At 42.4% G+C, this 21,536-nt stretch carries 14 protein-coding genes and 1 rRNA gene; 4 read left to right on the forward strand and 11 right to left on the reverse strand.

The annotated features are described in order from the left end of the window. Positions 1-294: 294 nt before the first annotated feature. The 3 genes from FHS10_RS04400 to FHS10_RS04410 all read right to left on the reverse strand — a co-directional run bounded on the left by FHS10_RS04400 (position 295) and on the right by FHS10_RS04410 (position 4,562). Positions 295-852: an REP-associated tyrosine transposase gene (locus FHS10_RS04400; RefSeq protein ID WP_259087940.1), complete on the reverse strand. Its 558-nt coding sequence runs from the start codon at positions 850-852 to the stop codon at positions 295-297. Positions 853-1,061: 209 nt separating this feature from the next. Then, positions 1,062-2,726 (reverse strand): hypothetical protein, encoded by a 1,665-nt coding sequence (locus tag FHS10_RS04405; RefSeq protein ID WP_259087941.1) that lies wholly within the window; start codon positions 2,724-2,726, stop codon positions 1,062-1,064. A 297-nt stretch (positions 2,727-3,023) separates the two neighbouring features. Further along, positions 3,024-4,562 (reverse strand): tetratricopeptide repeat protein, encoded by a 1,539-nt coding sequence (locus FHS10_RS04410; protein WP_259087944.1) that lies wholly within the window; start codon positions 4,560-4,562, stop codon positions 3,024-3,026. Positions 4,563-5,183: 621 nt separating this feature from the next. Here FHS10_RS04410 and FHS10_RS04415 point away from each other — a divergent pair. After that, entirely contained in the window at positions 5,184-5,996 is an 813-nt protein-coding gene (locus FHS10_RS04415) for an SDR family oxidoreductase (protein ID WP_259087945.1), read from the forward strand. Positions 5,997-6,146: 150 nt separating this feature from the next. Next, a complete protein-coding gene (locus tag FHS10_RS04420; RefSeq protein WP_259087946.1) occupies positions 6,147-7,052 on the forward strand; it encodes a helix-turn-helix domain-containing protein in 906 nt (301 codons plus the stop codon). Positions 7,053-7,192: 140 nt separating this feature from the next. On the opposite strand, the gene FHS10_RS04425 is transcribed toward FHS10_RS04420, so the two are convergent. The 6 genes from FHS10_RS04425 to FHS10_RS04450 form a co-directional block, all read right to left on the reverse strand. Continuing rightward, positions 7,193-7,570, reverse strand: a complete 378-nt coding sequence (locus FHS10_RS04425) for a hypothetical protein (RefSeq protein WP_259087948.1) — start codon at positions 7,568-7,570, stop codon at positions 7,193-7,195. Positions 7,571-7,642: 72 nt separating this feature from the next. Beyond that, on the reverse strand, positions 7,643-8,044 hold the full coding sequence (locus FHS10_RS04430) for a nucleoside 2-deoxyribosyltransferase (RefSeq protein ID WP_259087951.1): 402 nt from the start codon (positions 8,042-8,044) through the stop codon (positions 7,643-7,645). 207 nt (positions 8,045-8,251) lie between these two features. Next, positions 8,252-11,923, reverse strand: coding sequence for a family 78 glycoside hydrolase catalytic domain (locus FHS10_RS04435; RefSeq protein ID WP_259087952.1), 3,672 nt, complete (start codon positions 11,921-11,923; stop codon positions 8,252-8,254). Between the two features lie 365 nt (positions 11,924-12,288). After that, positions 12,289-13,017, reverse strand: coding sequence for an MIP/aquaporin family protein (locus FHS10_RS04440; RefSeq protein WP_259087953.1), 729 nt, complete (start codon positions 13,015-13,017; stop codon positions 12,289-12,291). A 198-nt stretch (positions 13,018-13,215) separates the two neighbouring features. Beyond that, positions 13,216-14,718 (reverse strand): glycerol kinase GlpK, encoded by a 1,503-nt coding sequence (gene glpK / locus FHS10_RS04445; protein WP_259087959.1) that lies wholly within the window; start codon positions 14,716-14,718, stop codon positions 13,216-13,218. Positions 14,719-14,966: 248 nt separating this feature from the next. Continuing rightward, positions 14,967-16,541: a glycerol-3-phosphate dehydrogenase/oxidase gene (locus FHS10_RS04450; RefSeq protein ID WP_259087961.1), complete on the reverse strand. Its 1,575-nt coding sequence runs from the start codon at positions 16,539-16,541 to the stop codon at positions 14,967-14,969. A 125-nt stretch (positions 16,542-16,666) separates the two neighbouring features. On the opposite strand from FHS10_RS04450, the gene FHS10_RS04455 reads away from it, so the two are divergent. Further along, positions 16,667-17,434, forward strand: a complete 768-nt coding sequence (locus tag FHS10_RS04455) for a DeoR/GlpR family DNA-binding transcription regulator (RefSeq protein WP_259087963.1) — start codon at positions 16,667-16,669, stop codon at positions 17,432-17,434. Between the two features lie 333 nt (positions 17,435-17,767). Here FHS10_RS04455 and FHS10_RS04460 read toward each other — a convergent pair whose 3' ends face one another. Beyond that, positions 17,768-19,144 carry a right-handed parallel beta-helix repeat-containing protein gene (locus FHS10_RS04460; RefSeq protein ID WP_259087964.1) on the reverse strand — a complete coding sequence of 459 codons (1,377 nt, stop codon included), beginning with the start codon at positions 19,142-19,144 and terminating at the stop codon, positions 17,768-17,770. A gap of 412 nt (positions 19,145-19,556) precedes the next feature. Here FHS10_RS04460 and FHS10_RS04465 point away from each other — a divergent pair, with 412 nt between their 5' ends. Then, positions 19,557-20,969, forward strand: a complete 1,413-nt coding sequence (locus tag FHS10_RS04465; RefSeq protein ID WP_259087966.1) for an ATP-dependent DNA helicase — start codon at positions 19,557-19,559, stop codon at positions 20,967-20,969. A gap of 226 nt (positions 20,970-21,195) precedes the next feature. Here FHS10_RS04465 and rrf read toward each other — a convergent pair. After that, positions 21,196-21,307: ribosomal RNA gene (rrf, locus tag FHS10_RS04470) — 5S ribosomal RNA — on the reverse strand. Between the last annotated feature and the right edge of the window lie 229 nt (positions 21,308-21,536).

Genomic DNA, 21,536 nt, shown 5'->3' on the forward strand with positions numbered 1-21,536 from the left:
TCACAAGTCACCCTTCACACCTCCCTGCACCCATTTGGCGCAAGTCTTGCGTGTTGGCCGAGAGCGATTGCAAATGCCGTGGTGTTCCACCGGAAAGGTTAACCTCCTTAGCGCCCCCCCTTAGCGCAAGTCTTGAGCGACCGCCTGGCGGGTAGATGACTTGTGATTTGTTTAGCATCAACATCTCGTTCGCCGATCACAAGTCATCCTTCGCACCACCTAATACACAAGACTTGCGCTAAATAAGGGCAAGTCTTGAGCGCTGGCCTGGCGGGCGGATGACTTGTGATTTATTTAGAAGAAAGTTTCTACTTCCATCAATATGCTTTCTTTTTCCATATAATTACTTGCGCTGCTATAAATGTAATCGCCAGGCTCGGCCACCAAGCCGGCTTTTACCGGATTTTCGTGGATATAATCTAATTTCTGCCTAAAGAGATCGGAGTTGGGATGCAATTCGATTGGGTGATTATCCTGTTGCCACAATTGATAATGTGTATTATTGGAATTAGCTTCGCCAGCATCAGCTAAAAGACGTAGCATCCAACGTTTTCTACTTTCTATTGGATTTTCTATTATTTCGCGTATAATTTTAACGGCCGAAAACTTTTTCATATCGCGCATAATTGCCGATAAACTTTGTTTTCCCTTGCTGCTTATGATCAAATGTACATGATTACTCATAATCACATACCCGTGAATGGCTAAACCTTTTTCACGAATGCAATGCCTAAAACTGTCTAATAATATGTCGCGGTAAACCTGCCGGGTAAAAATATCAATCCACTCTACCACTGCAAAAGTTACAAAGTAAACACCTTCGGGATTGCCAAACTTATATTTTGTGCTCATTCGCTAAATGTAGAAAATGGGAAAGATAATCACAACCCATCCATCCCGATAAGGAAATTGGTCACAAATTATCGGTATACCACAACGATAAAGGGAATCGATCACAAGTCATCCTTCGCACCAGCCACAACACAAGACTTGCGCTAAAAAGGGCATGTGGGGATACGCGGAACGCTTGCACCGGCGAAGTACCAATAGTTATCAACTATCTACAAAAGTATTAAACCAGAATTAAGAACTTTTTGATTTATTTGATTGATAGTATTATTAATCAATTGGTTGGCAAGTCTTTCAATTTCCTCATCCGAAGGCATTTGATGATACATTTTTATTAGCCATGGATTTACCCCAGAATTGCCGACCACATAGTTGTAGTCGTTAAAAAAAACAAGAATACTACTTGTAACATCAAACGCCTTAGTACCAGCCTTTTTAAACCCCTTTAAGCTTATTGTCACCCCAACTTGTTGTATTGTTCCGCCTTGATACAAGATGCGTTCGACATCGTAAGAGGTATTGTATTCAAACGTGTTATTATCATAAGACCGATAAAGTATATAGGAATCAAAAAGTGGATATACTTCTGTATTTAGGGCATCAGCAGCACTTTGCATGATTGCAGGCAGCAAATCTTTGAAGATTCTCATAATTGCCGCGCCATTTATTTTTTCTTGCAACTCGTCTTGATTAAGTTTCGAAGTTAGACGTTTCATTTGTTCCAGTGGCCCCTGGTCAATCAAATGTTTTATAAAGTCTGGCAACTCATCAAAAATCACTTCGTCTCCATAGTTAGGCTGATACAAATGAATATGTAAAGTGTCACTTTCAAAAGAGCCATCCCCCCATTCTAATGAAATAAAAACAGGTACAATCCCGTCCAATGCTTCCATTACAATAACCTCGTGAATACGATTTATGAAATTTAATTCAGGCTGATCTGTGATAACACCTCCTCCTGTAGGAATGGTCATTAAGCGTGTAATTTCAACTTTTACAATCCGATTTAATAATGATTGGTTGCTTTTAAATTTATGATAGTATTTGGTAAACAACGAACCCACTCGTGGATGAATTAACCAACTGCCAAGTTCTATGCTCAGGTTTCGTTCTATTAGCTGCTTGGCGAATGCTTTACCCGAGACAATTTTAAGGTCTCCATCCTCAATTTGTATATCACCATCAAGGCCGGTAGAAATATCACTGCCAATGTTATTAGGATCTCTACGAATTACCGAGGGAAATACTTGTAAAGAAATTTCAATTCCATTTGCCTTTTGCTCCCATTGAAAATGGTTGTTAATTAATCGGCCATCGCCCTGTGATTCTACAATAATATATTTTTTAAAAGGTTCGTTAATTTTACTGCCATATTCTCTAAGCAAGTTGATATCACCGTAAATAAATTCTTTCACAGTAAATGTCCAGGAATCATTATTCGCAGCCTTCCATAATCCTTCAAACATTAAATTAGGATTAAGACAAACAATAGTTGTAGGCTCCGAAAGCACAATATTATCAACGCTTTTTAGTTGCTTATATGCCTCTATCTCTAAGGACTGTTTCCATTGAAGCAATGTTTCTGCCGAATAATTACCATAATTCGCATCAATCAAACGAGCATGTTTTTTACACATCCAAATCCCATTTTCAATGGATTTTCGTTGTTCCGCAGTCATGGTAGCAAGATAGCGTGGCCCACCCGGTGCAGCTGCATGTATGTGCGCTGCCTCACCAAGATTAACGAATTTTTGGCTATCCGTTGTATTTGGCCCAATGGTAATAGCCGGGCAACCCAAATAGCAACATCGATATGCCACTCTACTACCTAATATTCGTTTTGTTTCTACGCTGAAATTATCTCTATTGGGATTCATGCTAAAAGTGAAAGTGTCGGTCGAAGATCTAAATATTACCTCGACAAGAATAACTAATTATCAGAAAGCGTTTTTCCTCTACTGCTTCCGCTCTGCTGGCGTAAGTCTTGGTATTGGGTGCCAAGCAGGTGAAAGAATCGTGATTGTATTCCTTTACGTCGAATCACAAGTCTCTCTTCATACATACCTGTCCAAAACACTTGCGCTAAAGACAATATTAATTGTATGCTTTTAATTTACTTCTGTCGTCAAAAGCCATCTCCCAATGAACTACTATAAGACCTGCGTTAAATATGGTCAATTTTTATAATTAACCTTTTTTTCTACAAATTTTATAAGCGCGTTCTCATTTAAGTCTATCCATGTTGTCGCTTTCGTTTTTACTTTATCTCCGGGATATTCAGGTATAATCTCGAATGTCGAAAATCCATCGTCTAAATGTCTATGAAATACGATACCATATTTATAACCGGAAAATGTAATAAAACAATCAACATTTTTGTATATAAATTTCTCTATACTTTTATAACGTCCTCTTACTATCGTATCTCCATTGTTATTCATTACGCCGTAATTTCCATTATCATAAAAAACATTACATTCTTCTTTCGCCCAATCCTTCAACTGCCCCTTTCTTTTTGGTAAAATATCTCCAATAATAGTTCCAGAATCACGACGTATGAAAAACGAGTCTTTTTTAATTGGCCTTTTTTTGCTCAAGTAAATAGGATAAATGGAAATAATTGAATCTTTTGCTCCTTTATTGATACGTTTGGCTGTTTCAAACTCCACTTTTGCGTCTTTTTCTTTTCCCAATTTTAAGTAGATTACGCCAAGATTATGGTGCAAATATAGATTGTTGGGATCCGATAATAAACCACATTGATATTCAGCTACCGCCTTCAGCGGTTGATTACTTCGAATAAAATTGTCACCCTTAAAAAGATGACAGATTGTAACAAATTGTTGATCGTCTTTATTCTTGTTTAATCGCAATGCAGAATCGATTAATTTGTTGGAACTTTCAAAGTCGTTATTGTGATATCTGAGCAGGCCCATTATAAATGTAGATATTATCTTGACCTCGCTTTTTATGGAAAAATCTAAAATATCTGGATTTTCAATATAGATGATATTTTTATTCTCCCTATAAAAATATCTCGTTTTTTGATTGAAAAAATTTTGAGAATATATTCGACACAGAAAGAAATTTGAGTCTTTTCTTTTTCCAAATATTAACAGTCCTGTATTACTGCAGTTCTCTTGAAAAACTTTCCCTACAGAATCTCGATATTCTTTACCATTTACCGATATATATTTATCAATTCTTTTTAAATTGATAGAGTCATCATTTTGCGTGTACGAATCAAGCTTACCATATAATAAGGTAGAAAAGTCATCATCATCGCCATCCGTTTTTTTTATAAAGTTAGCGATCAAAATATTAGTTTTCTTTCTATTCTCAGAACAAAGCTCATCAATGTTCTTTTTACTTGCAAAAATATCATCAAAGTGAATAGTCAAAAAAAGTAAAGGCGCAAGTAAAAAGATCCAATTAATTCTTTTCATGACGCAAACCATTTTCAGCGTTTTTTGCGAAAATGAGTTAACCATTAGCCCAAATTTCTCTTCCTTTAAACTCTCGATTTTTTTAAAAAAGAACTTTAATAGGAAGAACAAAATGATAAAGAACAACGAAACATTTACTTGATTTAAAGCAACGCTTTTAATTACTGTGGATGTTGTAATTAAAATACCGAGAATTCCAGCAATAAATGTGCTCCAATAAGAATATTCAACAATGTTTTCCTTAATTAAGGAAAGGAGTTTTTTCATCTAGTGACTGGGATTAGGGGGATTTACTGTTCAAAAATAACAGTAAAAATATTAACTTAATATATATAAACAAGTTTAATATAATAATTCTCAATATCTAACGTTATCCCGCGCACACGTTTCGCATGCGTCCCCCCTTAGCGCAAGTATTGTGTGTTGGCTAAAAAGGGCACAGGCAGACTTGTGACTTAGACAGTTCACAAGTCCCCTTCTTATTGCCTATACACAAAATTAGGCTAAATATGTTAACCCACTAAAAACACAAATAATTGACTACCAGTGTTTTAATTTTGATATTTCAAAATTATGTTAAGTTATGTTAACCCTTAATTGGCGTTTGTTCACATACCATGCGCTCCGTAGTCTTCCAGTTGTTCGAATGTCTCTGACTTCGAACGGCTATGCCCGTAGTTTAAAACTACCGTGTGTATGGCCCCCCGCTCTCAGACATCTCGTTCGCCGAGCACAAGTCACCCTTCACACTGCCCGCTACGCAAGACTTGTGCTAAAAACGGGTAGTTGGCATGATGATCCCCGAAATGTATAAGTGATCAGTAGAAAAGTATAAACCTGTCATCGCCTTTCGCCGCACCTTTGTTTCAGCAAATAAATATAAGAGCAATGAAAAAGACAGTATTAATCACCGGCGCTTCATCAGGATTTGGAAAAGAGGCCGTTAAATTATTCCATAAAAACAACTGGAACGTGATAGCTACCATGCGTTCGCCAGAAAAAGAAACAGAACTATCGGCACTTGACCAGGTTTTGGTAACCAAATTAGATGTAACCGACAAAGCCAGCATACAAAGCGCCGTAAAAGCCGGCATTGAAAAGTTTGGCCAGATTGATGTATTGGTGAACAACGCAGGTTATGGTTCATTTGGCGCGTTGGAGGCCGCTACCGAAGCCGAGATCAAACGACAGTTCGACGTTAATTTCTTTGGGCTGATCGAAGTAACACAAGCCTTAATACCTGTGATGCGTCAACAAAAATCGGGCGTTATCATCAACGTTTCTTCTATAGGCGGCAAGGTTACCTTCCCATTCTCGTCACTTTACCATGCCACTAAATTCGCGGTGGAAGGTTTAACAGAATCTATACAATACGAACTCAACCCGCTGGGTATCCGGTTAAAAATTATTGAACCAGGCGGCTATAAAACCGAGTTCGCAGGCCGTTCGATTTCCGTTTATGGCGTTGGCGAATCAGGCGATTACCAGGCTCCGTTTGATAAATTTATCAGCGCGGTAGAACAATGGCCAATGTCTGAAAACATTGGCGAAGTGGCCGAAGTCATTTATGAAGCAGCCACCGATGGCACCGAAAAACTGCGTTACCCCGTAGGTCATGATGCCGGGCCAATAATTGAGGCAAGGCACCAAATGGATGATGTGGATTTCAAAAAAATGATAGTGGGCCAAATGGGCATCTAAAAATTGTTAGCTGCCCGGGTTAGGGAACAAGGATTTTGGGAGCAAAGAATAAAGAATTTTGTTCACCTTATCCTTGCTCCTTGTTCCAAAAATCCATACGCCCGAACTGAGGCAACCTTCCCTTTTTTGCATTAACTTTACCATAAAAACATGCCCGATAAATACATTGATATCAAATCGATCAGCGATTTGCACCGGATGGTACATTACACCTCACCCAGGCATCCACTGGTGAGTGTGATAGATCATTGCGACTTTTATAAAAGCTATCATCCCAAAGCAGATGTGTTTTACCGGTTTGGATTTTATATCATTTCGTGTAAAAAGTTTGACGGATTGTTAAAATACGGCAAGGGACATTATGATTTTAATGAAGGCTCCCTGATGTTTACCGCCCCAGACCAGGTTCTTGGCCCCGGACCCGATGTTCAGGTGGAGGAAGGCTGGGCGCTGTTCATCCATCCCGACCTGATCCATGGCACCGACCTGGGCAAAAAGATCCATCAGTATTCGTTTTTTAATTATGAGATAAACGAGGCGCTGCACATTTCGGAAGAGGAAAAGCAGATCATTAAAGATTGTGTGGCCAAAATCGAAAAAGAGTATGCGCAAAACATCGATAAGCATTCGCAGGGCCTGATTGTTAGTAATATTGAATTGCTGTTGAATTATTGCAACCGGTTTTATGACCGGCAGTTTTATACCCGGGCAAAAGTTAATTCGGATGTGGTACAGCAGTTTGAAAAATTATTAAAAGATTATTTTTCTCAAAACAACCTCATAGAAACGGGATTGCCTAACGTGGGTTATTTTGCCTCCAGGCTCAACCTGTCGCCTAATTATCTGTCAGACCTGCTGGGTAAATTTACAGGTAAAACCACACAGGAACATATTCATCTGGAACTGATAGATAAAGCGAAAACCATGCTGTGGGGCAGCAACCAGTCCATCAGCGAAATTGCCTATGGCCTTGGCTTTGAGCACCCATCGCACTTTACTAAAATATTTAAAACAAAAACAGGGAAATCGCCGAGTGAGTACAGGTTATTAAATTGAATTTATGCTTGTTGAGGTTTATGGAAAGAACGGTTAGAAAAACCGATACCTGTAAGATGCTGACAGGAGTGTTCCCATTCTTCAAAGTCTTCCGGTTGTTCGAATGTCCCGGTTGAGATTAAGGTTATTATAAACAGAAATTACTTCATACAAAAATAGAGGCCAATAACAGATAGTATCTGGATACAAACTGCTATTGAAAGTTTCTTAAGTCCCTGCTTTTTGGAAGGTACAAATACATAAGCAGCAAAGGCTAACAAATATATGGCCACTGCTAAGCCCCCAACTATTAAAAGATTTGGGCCTTCAGTATCATTAAAAAAGAAGAACAATGTTCTGGAACAAAGAATAGCCGTTACGCCCAAAATCACTAACGAAATCTTTTTTGATTGAAAATTCATAGTTGTGGTGTTATTGTCAGGTATCGGGCAATTATTATTTTTTTCCTTTACGTTCTTGTCGGCACCTTCAGCTAATCTGCTTATCATTCCCTCCATGCGACAAACCAATTGCATCATATAGAAAACCAATCATCAGGCTTCAGGAACTTTGATAAAATTACAAGTTTTATGCTGTTACTTAGTGCGGTATTATTTGCGGGAGATTTGAGCAATGACCGCCCCGAATTGTTGTTCCAAATCGTGTACAGAAGCGTATATAATTTGAAAATCACTAATTCCGGATAGGGTTGTAGAATGAGCTGCCGTGTTTCTGCGTACATAAATAACCGGCTTCCCTTTGGCTTTGGCATAGCCCGCTTCTATGCCTATCCCGATTGCTTTATCAGAAGTTTCAGCAATTAACATGGCGCATTTATCAATGTCATTCATGGCCTGCTGCATCATGATCCGCTCCTGGGCCGGATCAAACTGGTAATTGTCCACAAATATAAATGGAGTTATCTTAAAATCGTTAAGCACGCGCACAAGGGAATCAACTTCCTGATCCAATTTATCCCTTTGATTAAAACTAATGGAAATATAAGCAATCATATTGTTGTTTCTTCAATCAGCAGGTCGAAAGATGAGTCTTGAACAGGCCCATTGATACTGAAAGCTTGTACATAGGCATTCAAAATTAATGAACTTTAATAATTCGATAAGCTAAATACCTGTATTTTCATTGTACATTTCCCCTCTGTTCTTCGAAGTCTTCACGTTGTTCGAATGTCTCCGACATTCGAACAACTGGTAATAAATTTATTGAACCACACTAAACGCATAACTCCCCGATTCCAACTCATAAACGGCCTTGCCATCGGCAAACTTCAAAAACTTGATACCTTTTGCTTTGGCCGCCGGCTTGCCGCTTTCGTTAACTGATGATGCTGCTTTGGCGGGCAGGTAAAGAGTTGCCCTGGTATTGGCAGGCACGGTGGCGTTATAGCTTAGCGTGTTGCCGGTAACTTTCCAGCTGCTGTTGATACGGCCATAGGGCGAATCGTAATAGCCTTTGGCGTAGGTCATTTGGCCGGTTGGGTCGGGCTCGGGCTGCAGGATGAATTTTTTGAAGGCCGCCTCGTCGCGTTGAATGCCTAAGGAGTAGGCCATCATCCACTGGCCTACAGCGCCAAAAGAATAATGATTAAAGGAGTTCATACTATTATTGCCGCCAAAACCATTTTCTACCGTGTAACCGTTCAGACGTTCCCAAATGGTGGTGGCACCCTGGTTAATGGCGTACAACCATGATGGATAATGTTCGTTTTGCAGCACCTTGTAGGCCAGGTCGCTGTGGCCATAGTCCGATAGTGATTTGCTGATCCAGGCGGTACCGATGAAACCCGTCATTAAGGAATATTTAGGGCGGGTAATGCCGCCATCGTCCTTGCTTTCGTGCTCAACAGCGCCTTGCAGGTTTTTAGCCATGTAAGGAATGTTTTCGTTGCTGAATGCACCAAGGGCCAGGCCTACCGCGTAAGGTGTTTCAATATCGGCAACCTTAAATTCAACCTTCGCGTCGCGTGGGGCAAATATGCCACCGCCAATAAGCCCCAGGGCTTTTTTATCGGCACTGATAAAAGTTTTGTTAAAAAATACCTTCCGCTCGTTATACCGTTCCTGGTATTTGGCGGCATCCTGCGGTTTGTTTAAAGCGGTGGCCACCTTAACCATAATACCCAAATCAAAAATATGGTAAGCGGTTACCAGGTAATCGGTACCCAGCTGGTTATTTTGGGGGCCAAGCCAGTCGCCAAGTACGTCGTCGCTGCTAAGGCCGGTAGTTTTGTTAATGGTAGAGTCGATGTAGGTCATGTACCTGGCCATGGCATCATAATGTTCTTTTAACAAAGCCACATCATCATATTGCTGGTAGGCCTCCCAGGGGATGGTGATGCCCGCACTGCCCCAAAGCACGCCGCCGAAACCGCCGCCAACCGGCGCGATATCGGTAAACTTGCCGTTGCCCATTTGCAAATCGCGCAGGGCAAAAAGGTGACGGCGCAAAAACTGGTCGGAATTGGACAGGTAAGTGGCTGTACGCGAAAAAATACTGATATCGCCCGACCAGCCCATGCGTTCGTTACGCTGTGGGCAATCGGTAGGGATGGTTAAAAAGTTATCAATGTTTGACCAGGTAAGGTTTGACCAAAGCTTGTTTACTTTGGGGTTTGAGGTATTATAATCTGCCGTAAGCTTACTGATCGAACTCATGGCCAGCCCCTGCACTGCCGTTAAGGGCAATGGTTCATCTATCCCGGTGATCTCCACATATTGATACCCATGCGATGTAAAATGCGGCTGAAACACCTGCGGGCCATCCTTCATGGTATAAATATCCTGGCTCAGGGCGGCGCGGTAGTTTTCGGTCATGATCATACCTACGTTTTTGCCAGATTCCTTCAGGTTGGGATACAATACTTCGGCATAGCGAAAGGTGATCTTTTTACCGGCCTTGCCATCTTTAAACGTAATGCACGGTACGCCCACTATGTTTTGCCCCATATTGTATACGTACACGCCTTTGCGCACTTCCAGCACTTTGGTAGCGGTAAGCGTTTTGTAAATCCCCGCCGGCTGCCCGATTTGGCCAATCAATGATAGCTTATCAAAATTAAAATCCTCTTTGCGGCCAAAAAAATCATACGATACCCCTGAGTAAGCCGTACCCTTCAGCGGGATTTCCACCGCTTTTGTCCACGCTGCATCATTGTAGCCGGTGGTGCTCCAGTTTTTGATACCTGCCTCTAAGGATGCATCGTACACTTCGCCCATATCCAGGCTGCTGTAAACAACCGGGCCTTTGTTATAATACTTCCAGTCCTTATTGTTGGTGGTGATCACTTTTTTTGAACCATCTGTATATTTGATCACCAGTTTGGCCAGCAGCGATTGGCGGTCACCAAAGTGGTTCCATACGGAACCGTAGCTTAGCAGGCCGCTCCACCAGCCTTCGCCCAACATGGCACCTAATGCGTTTTGCCCGTTGCTTATCATACCAGTAACATCATAAGTTTGATACAGGTGCGTAATATTGTACTGGGTAAGGCCAGGATTGTAATAATCATGACCAACGCGCTTGCCGTTCAGGTAAAACTCGTAAATGCCACGCGCGGTGACATACAAGCGTGCGCTTGCTACCTTTTTATCGGCGGCAAACTGCGTACGCAGCATCGGCATTGAATTATGGCTTGGGTCGGCCACCAGGAACGCGCCCTTGCTGCCGCCCGAAACCTGGAACCTATCGTCTTTAATGCTGATGCCCGATGAAGTTTTGCCAATAAAGTTTTTATAAATACCGGTATAATTTTGTGCCGATAGATCTTCCTTAAACAAGGTATTGCCGGGCCTGCGCGCATTGGAAACCTCGATACCCGAAAACGAAGCCTGCTGCCCGGCATCTACTGAATAACCGATATCGCAAAGCAAACCGTAGGATATTACATCATGTTCGCCAAGGGGATTAAGGGTAACAACCGCACGTTTCGGTCCCCGGGACGGGAAAGGACTTGGAGCCGGGGCAGGGCCTTTATTGTTATCAACAAAAAAAGCATTGTCGTCGTCAACCGTAAACATAAGGGTACCAAACTCGTCATTGATAAAAATTTTATGTTCCTTGTTTTTATTACCATTGTTAATTACGCCCGGTTTTATCTCAAATGTTTTGATGACACGGCCGGCAGTATCATTGCCTGTATAACCGCTGCGGTAAACGTTAATTTTGGCTGTACCTGTACCGGCGCTGTTAACGGCGGCAATATCAAGCTCTACCTTAAAATAACTCTCGTCCTTTTTACTGGCTACCTGGAAAATGTTTTTATTGCTATTCATTAACCTGGCATCATTGGCGCTTAAAATTATCGCGGCGCGGGTGCTGCCCGGCGCTACAGCCAGTTTGCAGCTTAAGTTAAAAACAGGCAGGTAATGGGATTTCAAAACCAGGTCGTTATCGTTGCCGCCTATCCAATTGGCACCATCCCATGCGGATAGCCCGGTATTCATCAATCCAGTCTCGAACCAGGAAGTATTGGTTAACGTTTTGCCGGTTTGATCCCATACAGTAAGCTTCCAGGTATATCGTGTAGCTGCCTTTAGTTTTTTGCCGGCGTATTCGATGCCCGATGATGTGCTACTGTTTATTTTACCAGTGCTCCAAACCTGCTTGCCTTCACCATCGGCAACAGCTATTTGATATGCTAATTGGGCATAGCCACGCGCACCGGCAGGGGCTTTCATTTGCCAGCCAAAACGCGGTACAGTTACATCAATGCCTAAGGGCCTATCTGTGTATTCAACCTGTAAATTATCAAGGCCGGCAGCTGTGTTAGGTTTTACAGTTTGTGCCGATGCGGGTACGGTTAAAGCAACAAGGCAAAATAAGCCCAATGCAGGCAGGCAGGTTTTAAAGCGGCGTAAAGCGTTTTTTTCCATGAAAGGTATTTTAACAAATCAACAATAATTTCAAAACCACGCTATACGCTGCCACAACAAATCCATTGGGATACCTGCTGCGGCAATCAGCATTACCTCAAACAGCAAAGCCCAACAATGCTCCTATCGGCAAGGTATAACGTCAAAAAAAGCAGATAGATGGTTTTATAATTATTAATACAATAATACGTGTTGTAAGTATCAAACCGTCATGAACTGTCTGCTTTGGAGCAAAGACTCGGGGATTATGTGATTGTTGGACTGGCGGACTATTAGACTGACGGAAGGTTAGATTGCCGACAAAATCATAAAGTATTATTGTCTTTTTTCCTTTGTCTCCAAAATACCGACTATACACCTTTGTTTTACCTAACCCACAAATATAAACCCGCCGCAATTGATGCCCCGGCAATTGGGCCTAAAACCGGGATCCAGGCGTAAGCCCAGTCGCTGGTTCCTTTGTTTTTGATGGGAAGTATCATATGCATAAAACGGGGGCCCAGATCCCGGCATGGGTTAATGGCATAACCTGTGGTACCACCTAATGACAGCCCAATTACCCAAACTAATAACGCTACAGGTAAAGCGCCAACGGAGCCAAGGCCTATGGGTGTATTTGTTGGCATAATTTGGGCACCTGAAATGTAAAAGATCGTAAACAGCAATACAAAAGCGCCAATAATTTCACTGGTAATATTGGATACGTAATTACGTACAGCCGGGCCGGTGCAAAATACAGCCAGTATAGCGGCAGGTTCATTGGTTCGTTTAAAATGATCATAATACATAGCCCATACCAGGAACGCGCCCAACATCGCGCCTAAAAATTGTGCCGCAATATATAAAGGCACCTGGGCCCAGGGAAACTTACCTGCTATAGCCAGCGCTATGGTAACAGCCGGATTAAGATGCGCGCCGCTGTATGGCCCCGCCACCACAACCCCAACAAATACAGCCAGGCCCCAGGCTGTGGTAATAACCATCCAACCACTGTTATTTCCCTTGGTATCTTTTAATACTACGTTGGCTACCACACCATCGCCCAAAAGTATGAGTAACATGGTGCCAATCAGTTCGGCAATAAATGGAGACATGATATAAAGTTTTAATTGGTGAGCGTAAATTACTTTAGAAGCTATTTAAAAACAAAATAAAGCGTCATTATAAGTCGTAAAATCTGGCGGACTCTGAATTAAGGGAATGACAAAGCGACGAGAAACTTACGAAGTTTTGAAAACTTCGTAAGTTTTGGATCTATTATGCGATCTGCTCTTGCTTTATGCCTTGGGCTTTTAGCTTTTTGCACTATCTGCCCAATAGCGCGCCGTATTTACGGCTCTTTTCCATCCCTCCATATCGGTTTTAATATCCTGCAGGTTATCCGCTGGCGTAAATTCCCTTTCGGCTTGCCATAATTGCTGTATTTCAGTTATATCTTTCCAAAAACCTACGGCCAGACCGGCAAGGTATGCCGCGCCCAAAGCCGTGGTTTCTACCACGTTTGGCCTTATTACCTTGCAGTTCAACACATCGGCCTGGTACTGCATCAATAAATCATTGCCGGTTGCGCCGCCATCTACCCGCAATTCTTTGATGGGCATACCCGCATCGGCCTCCATGGCCTTTAACACATCCATGGTTTGGTAGGCTATTGCTGCAAGGGCGGCCCTTGCCAGGTGCCCCGCCGTAGTGCCCCGTGTAAGCCCGACTATAGTACCCCTGGCTTCGGGATCCCAGTAAGGAGCACCCAGGCCCGCAAAGGCCGGCACAAAATATACGCCCCCGGTATCTTTAACACTGGTGGCCAGCCGTTCAACATCGGCCGATGTTTGGATAATGCCTAATCCGTCGCGCAACCATTGTACAACGGCGCCTCCAATAAATATACTGCCTTCAAAGGCATATTGTACCTGGCCGTTAATTTTCCAGGCAATGGTGGTAAGCAGGTTATTTTTCGATTCGATAAATTCTGTGCCGATGTTCATCAGCATAAAACAGCCTGTTCCGTAAGTATTTTTAACCATGGCTTTATCAATGCACATTTGTCCAAAAAGCGCAGCATGCTGATCGCCGGCTATACCGGCAATGGGTATTTTACTGGCAAATATGGTGGTGGCCGTTTCACCATAAACCTCGCTTGATTGCTTTACCTCGGGCAACATACTTTTAGGGATATTCAGCAGTTGCAATAACTCATCATCCCATTGTTGTGTGCGGATATTGAATAACATGGTACGGCTTGCATTGGTAACATCGGTAACATGTACATGGCCCCGGGTAAATTTCCATACCAGCCAGCTATCAACCGTGCCAAACGCCAGTTTACCTTCCTCCGCCAGGGCCCGTGCACCCGCTACATTATCCAGGATCCATTTTATTTTTGAGCCCGAAAAATACGCATCTATCACCAACCCCGTTTTGGAACGGACGATATCGCCATAACCATCCTGCTTCAGTTGATCACAATAAGCAGCCGTGCGCCTATCCTGCCAAACTATGGCATTGTAAATAGCTTCGCCGGTTTCGCGGTTCCAAACAACAGTGGTTTCGCGCTGGTTAGTAATACCTATCGCTTTAATGTTTTTGCCATTAAGCCCTGCCTTAACGGTAGCCTCGGCCGCCACACCCGCCTGGGTCGACCAGATTTCGTTCGGATCATGCTCAACCCAGCCCGGCTTCGGAAAATACTGCTTAAATTCCTTTTGTGAAACCGATTTAATCTGCCCCGCATGATCAAATATGATTGCCCTTGAACTGGTTGTGCCCTGGTCAAGGGCCAAAATGTATTGTTCCATTACTTAGGTTGGTTATGTAAATAGTATCAAGTAGTTAGTATCAAGTATCAAGACCGCTGCATAAGCGGTTTAATATAAGAGCCTTTTACCCGAAAGTTAAAAATCTTGATATTTACTACTTGAGGTAAAGTCAAGAATCAAGAAAAAAAGTTCAGTTGTTGGAAGTTTTAACAAAAACTTCTACGAGTCAATTCTTCGCCTGACCAGAAAATCTTGATACTTGATACTAACCACTTGATACTAATTGGTTACGCTAATATATAGTTTCCTGCTACCTTATTAAAGGCAGCTATCTGTTCTGTTTGCCATGCGGCATCTTTATTCAGTTCGGCGGCCATCAGGCGGGCAACTTCGGGGGCCATGGCTACAGCCAACCGGGCGTTTAAAAATAACACGCGGGTACGGCGCGCCAGTACATCTTCAACAGTCCGTGCCATTTCATTCCTTACAGCCCAGATCACCTCGCCTTTGGTGTATTCATCATCCGGATGCACCCGGTTTTGCCAGTCGTTGTTTTCATTTATTAAGGCTAATACCCCTGGTATATTGGCACCGTAAACATACAGGTGATTGCTCCTATCGGGGTTTGGCTTGCTGCCATGTATGGGCAGGCTGGCGGTAATGCAAGCCTTGTTGGGTAATTTGCCCACTTCTATCGCTTTATCTACCGTATCCTGCCCCATTTTACGATAGGTTGTCCATTTGCCCCCGGTTATGGTGATGAGGCCCGACTTAGAAACAATGAGCTTATGACTGCGGGAAATCTCTTTGGTTTTTGACGATTCATCCTGCGGTGCGGCCAAAGGTCTTAACCCTGCAAAAACGCTTAACACATCCTCATGGGTTGGTATCTTTTTTAGATACTTAGCCGCGGTACGCAAAATAAATTCTATTTCGGTATCAAGCGCCACCGGTTCCAGGCTGTGCAGGTCAATAGGCGTATCGGTAGTACCAACCAACAGCTTGTTATACCACGGAACCACAAATAACACCCGTCCGTCTTCGGTTTTGGGGATCATAATGGCATCCTCACCGGGCATAAATTCTTTATTTAAAACCAAATGCACACCCTGGCTTGGTCTTACCAACGGCTTTTTATCGGGCATATCCATTTTAAGCACATCATCTACAAAAACTCCTGTAGCGTTAATAACAGTTTTGGTTTTTAGCTGATAGGTAAGCCCTGTTTCGGCATCAATAGCCTTAACACCGACAACTTTATTACCGCTGTCTTTTATCAATCCGGTAACCTTAACATAATTTAAAACCGAGGCACCCTGCTCTAAAGCGGTTTGCGCCAGGTTTACAGCCAGTCTTGAGTCATCAAACTGCCCATCGTGGTACACTACACCACCGTGAAGGCCTTTATCTTCAATCCCTGGTAACCGTTGTATGGTTTCTTTTTTTGAGATATGCCTGGCCCTGCCAAAACCCAGCTTACCTGCCAGCAAATCATATATGGTTAAACCAATGGTATAAAATATACCATCAAACCAGCTATAATTAGGAATAATAAAACTTTCGTTTTTTACCAGGTGCGGGGCATTCTTTAACAATAAACCTCTTTCGTGCAGGGCTTCGCGTACCAGGCCTATATCGCCCTGCGCCAGGTAGCGTACGCCGCCATGTACCAGTTTGGTTGCCCGGCTTGATGTTCCTTTGGCAAAGTCTGCTTGTTCCAGCAACAACACCGATAAGCCGCGCGAAGCCGCATCTACCGCAGTACCCAGCCCGGTAGCGCCCCCGCCAATAATAATCATATCCCAAACCTTGCCTGTATCCTGTATAGATTGCAAGATTGCCCGCCTGCTGAAAACATTCATTCTATTATGTTATATTTCGATTTACTTTCAAATATACAATAACGAAATATAAAATAACAAATCGAAACTTATTTTTTATTTCAAATTTGATTTATGGCGACTTTTTTGCTTAGTTTTGTTTGTTTATGAATAAAAATACCGACAGGCACAAGATCATACTCCGGCAGTTGGAAGACGGGGGCTTTGTAAACGTACAGGAACTGGGTAAGCAATTAAATGTTTCTGAAGTTACTATCCGAAAGGATCTGAAACTTTTGGAGGATAAAAAACTATTGTTCAGAACCCATGGTGGAGCCACCAAAAGCAACCCATACACCAATGACCGGCCTGTAGCCGAAAAGGAGAAGCTAAATGCTGCAGAAAAGCAGCAGATAGGGGCGGCCGCAGCCGCGCTGATTGGCAACAATGATTCTATTATTATAGCGTCGGGTACTACCATGCTGGCTCTTGCCAGGTCAATTAACCCCGGTAAGCACCTAACCGTAATTACATCAGCCCTCAATGTGGCTATCGAGCTATCCCAACAACCTAATGTAGAGGTGGTTCAGTTAGGTGGGCAACTACGTAATTCGTCATCATCTGTAACAGGTTCATACCCCGAAGTAATGCTACAGGACATGGCATGCAGTATGCTTTTTTTAGGTGTTGACGGCATCGATCCCGAAATTGGCTTAACAACCACCAATTTAATGGAGGCCCGGTTAAACCAAAAAATGATTAATGCCGCCCAAACGGTAGTTGTATTGGCTGATAGTACCAAGTTTGGAAAACGTGGCTTAGGGAAAATTTGCCCTATTGACCAGGTTCAGCATATTATTACCGATAGCGGGATAAGCCCGGCAATGCTTAAAATACTGCAGGAAAAAGGAATAGCGGTTACTCTTGTAAAGTAATTGGGGGTGGCAGATTAAGGATTTGGGGAGTAAAGAGCAAAGACTTTTAGACTGGTGATATTAGGAAAAGTATAGAAAATAATTTTAGTACTGTTTTTTTAGACTGTTGCGATCCTGTTGCGGTTTGCAAAATATGACAATTCACAACATATTGGCTTACAAGCAGATGCTACTTTTCACTGTTTCACTTGTTGCGCAACACAACAGCACAATCTTTTATCAGGCCCCATGTATTAGCAAAAATAGCATTGCAGACTTGTGATTTTTACCATAATGGTTATCATAAGGTTATAAATCCTTACTCCTTTATCCAACAATCCTTTATCCAAAAAATTAATACTCGGCAGCGCCAATGTCAAACTCAGCTCCCGAAGGGCGCGTTTTACCATAATAGTCAACTTTTACACCGTATGATAAAACATTTGCTCCCTTATTTATAAGCGGAGATGACGACTGTAAATGAAAATCACCGCCATTATAATTCACAAATTTGCAGGCAGCTACATTTGTATTTACATAATTGTTAGAAGCCGTAAGCTTAACACTGGTGCTTTTCCTGATTATCGGGGTTAATGACGCCGATTGGATAATAACGTTATTAATAACAGTATTCATCGGGATAGTCTCGGAGTTTAATTTGATACCACCCAAAGCAGAAGCTATGATGGTATTATTAATAAACTGAAAATGGGGCCCTGGGGTATATCTTGAATCTGCAAAAATTCCGTAGCTTTTTGAATTAAGGATATAGTTGTTGAATACCACGTTATCGCCAAGTCCCAAAACTATAATACCGTTGCCCGGCGCATTGCTCACCAGGTTATTAAAACACCTCCCACCGGTACCTTCCCCTATCTGAATCCCGTTATCCTGGTAAGCCGAAAAAGGACTTACCCCTGGGTTTTTAACCGTATTGCTGTAGATGTCGCAAGCTGAAGTAGCACTGCCAACCTGGATACCTTCGCTGCCGGTAGAATCTGTAAGATTTCTGTATATTTTCGCGTTCACTACATTGTGAGGAAAAACCGTTCCGCATGAAGTTGAAACCCCATCCTGGTAAAAGGAATTTCCTACGTAAAGCCCTTCGCCACCTGTTTTGTGAACGTAGTTGTCGTGAATATTTACATTTTTCATGGTAAAATGTCCTCGCCACGTTGCCGGATCACATGATGGGTCGGTTTTTGCCATAATACCGGCAAAGCCGCTGTTACGAACTTCAACATTGGCTATCTCAAAATCCGAACTCAGATCATCCATTGTCATTCCGATATTGCCACCGTTTACATCAAAACCATATTTGATAGTAGATACACCGTTTCCAAGCACCTTAAAGTAAGTGCAGTTTTGCGTTTTAAAACCGTACGATGCACTTGTAGAAGTAGAAAAGGTTACTTTACCACCTTTATTAACAATAATAATAGGAGCGGCAGCCGTGCCTTTAAAATTTTTAAGCAGTAAGGAACCTCTTGTACCGGCCGGGATATACACAATTGTTCCGGGAACAATCGTGCTGCCGTCAACTATCCAATCAGAAGACTTTACTGTATATGTGGCGCCTGTAACGGCCTGGGTAGCCAAACTTGCAGCTTCGGTTGCCTGAGTTGGTGTTGCTGCAACCGGTGCTTCAATTTTGCTTTTGGTACACATCGTAAATGATGATAAAATTAATACACCTGCTACAATACACGTCAGGTAGTTTTTGTTATTCATATTTATTATTTAAAGTATCCTGTTGATGTAGATTGGGGGAATAATCCACATATATCCAACTTTTCTGTTCTTCGCAGTAACGGTTCTTATACGTTGCTTTTGTGTTTATTGTTGCTTAAAACAGTGGTGAGGTTTCGTCTTACAGCTAACAACCTGTAAATAATTCATTTAAATTCTCTTTTTAACAAAATAGGACTTACTGCTGATTCTCCAAATATTACATAGGGGTGAAGGGTAACAAGAGGTGACAATGTACAAGTAGTTGGAGCACTGTAATTAGAAAATCGTTTGATATTTGCATATAATTCGGCGTTCAAATATTATTTACAAACGCGTTTTTGTTTTAATTTTTAACGTTAACTTCCTGATGCTATCCTCCAACATTATATTTGAATAACATATCAATCTATCTATGGCCGATCAGCCTGTTTTAAATTCCGATCAGAAGGCTGCTTTTAAGGCGATTCACAAGTTTTTGCAGCATCCTACAGCCAACGTTTTTGTTTTGAAGGGTTACGCAGGCACAGGTAAAACTTTTTTGATGCAGCGTGTTGGAAAGTGGCTGGAAGAAAAGGAAAAGAAGTTTACCATGCTGGCAGCTACCGGCAGAGCGGCTACCGTGCTTAGGGGTAAAACCGGGTTTACTGCAACAACAGTACACGGCGAGGTATATAATTTCAGTAAGATAGATGGCATCGATGAACATCCTACGGCCAATGCAGCCGCATCTGCTAACGCACAAATGACGCTCCAGTTTACTACACGGCCACCAGATCAGGATCCAATGATCTATATAGTAGATGAAGCTTCGATGCTATCGGCAGAAATGATGCAGAGTGACAATTTCGCGGTTTTTGGCTCCGGCATGCTACTCAATGACTTTTTTGAGGTGGCAGGTAAAAACAAGATCATTTTTGTCGGCGATCCATGTCAGTTGCCCCCTGTGGGCTCATCGTTTAGTCCCGCGTTGGATGTAAAATGGCTGGAAGATCAAAACCACGTTGCTGTATCATTCACCTTAACTACTATAGAGCGTACTAAGGATGGCTACGATATCCTGGTGTTGGCAGGGGCCATCAGAAAAATGAGGGACGATAAAGAACCCCCAAGATTCCCTAAGCTTCCCGCAGCCAACCTCAAAAATGTAAGGTTGCATACAACAGACCGATCATTATTTGCTGCTTATGCCAACAAATACCGGGCATCCGGCACTAACACTACACTGGCTATTGCCCGGAGAAATAAAATGGTGATGCAAATTAACAGGGCGATGCGCCGTGAGCTATTTGGATCTGAACATGAGCCGCTACGGCAGGGCGATGTATTATTGGTAACTCAAAATAATTATGCGGCCCCGCTTACTAACGGTGATTTTGTGGTTATTGATGAACTTGGTGAAATTAAAACTAAAGCAACATTGAAATTTCAGAAGATAAGGATCACGGCTTTGGCTTCGGGGAAAGAGTTTAGCATTATGCTCTCCCTTGATGCTTTAAACAGTATGAAGGGCAACCTTAGCAACGATGATTCCAAATATCTGATGATTGATTTCAACACGCGCATGCGCGAAAAAGGTATATCTGCCAATACCGAAAGCTACCGCGAAGCCATGCGTGAAGATGAATACCTTAATTGCCTAAAAGCATCTTACGGCTATGCTGTTACCTGCCACAAAGCCCAGGGGGGCGAATGGAACGACGTCTATCTATTCCTGGAGAAAAGTATGTACGGCATGCCCTACCCCGAACTATGCAACTGGTGGTATACCGCTACAACCCGCGCCCGCGAAGAATTAAACCTGGTTAATAACTGGTGGATAGGTTGAAGGGAGTCTTTAGAGTAAGGATTATTGGATTAGGATCTTTTGAGTTTTCGGTTTGCAGTTAGCAGGGGAAGCCGGTTTGCAGATAGCAGAGGGCGGTTTTCAGTTAGTAGATTGTTCCGCTAATTCCCAATGAACTAATGAACCAGTGAACGGAGGGGTTAGTAACGCAAAAAGCCCTCATCGTTAGATGAAGGCTTGGCGTTAACAGCCGCTATGGCTGATTAAGATTTGGCACCGACCTACTCTCCCACGTATTACCGCAGTACCATCGGCTCTGGCGGGCTTGACTTCTCTGTTCGGAATGGGAAGAGGTAGACACCGCCGATATAGGCACCTGAATGTTTTTTAGTTGTCATTTCGTCATTAAGTCATTGAGTCATTTTTGACTTACAATTACCTTAACCCAACCATGGGCAACTTATTTTATATTGTTTATTCATTTATTCAACCGTTTCAATAATGACTTAATGACCCGGTGACCTAATGACTTATAAACAATGACATATTATTGAAAGAAGTAAGTAAATCAGAGAAAACAACAGAACTGTAGTGTTCATGGTTGATAGT

The organism is Mucilaginibacter dorajii (assembly GCF_024808255.1).
Classification (GTDB): domain Bacteria; phylum Bacteroidota; class Bacteroidia; order Sphingobacteriales; family Sphingobacteriaceae; genus Mucilaginibacter; species Mucilaginibacter dorajii.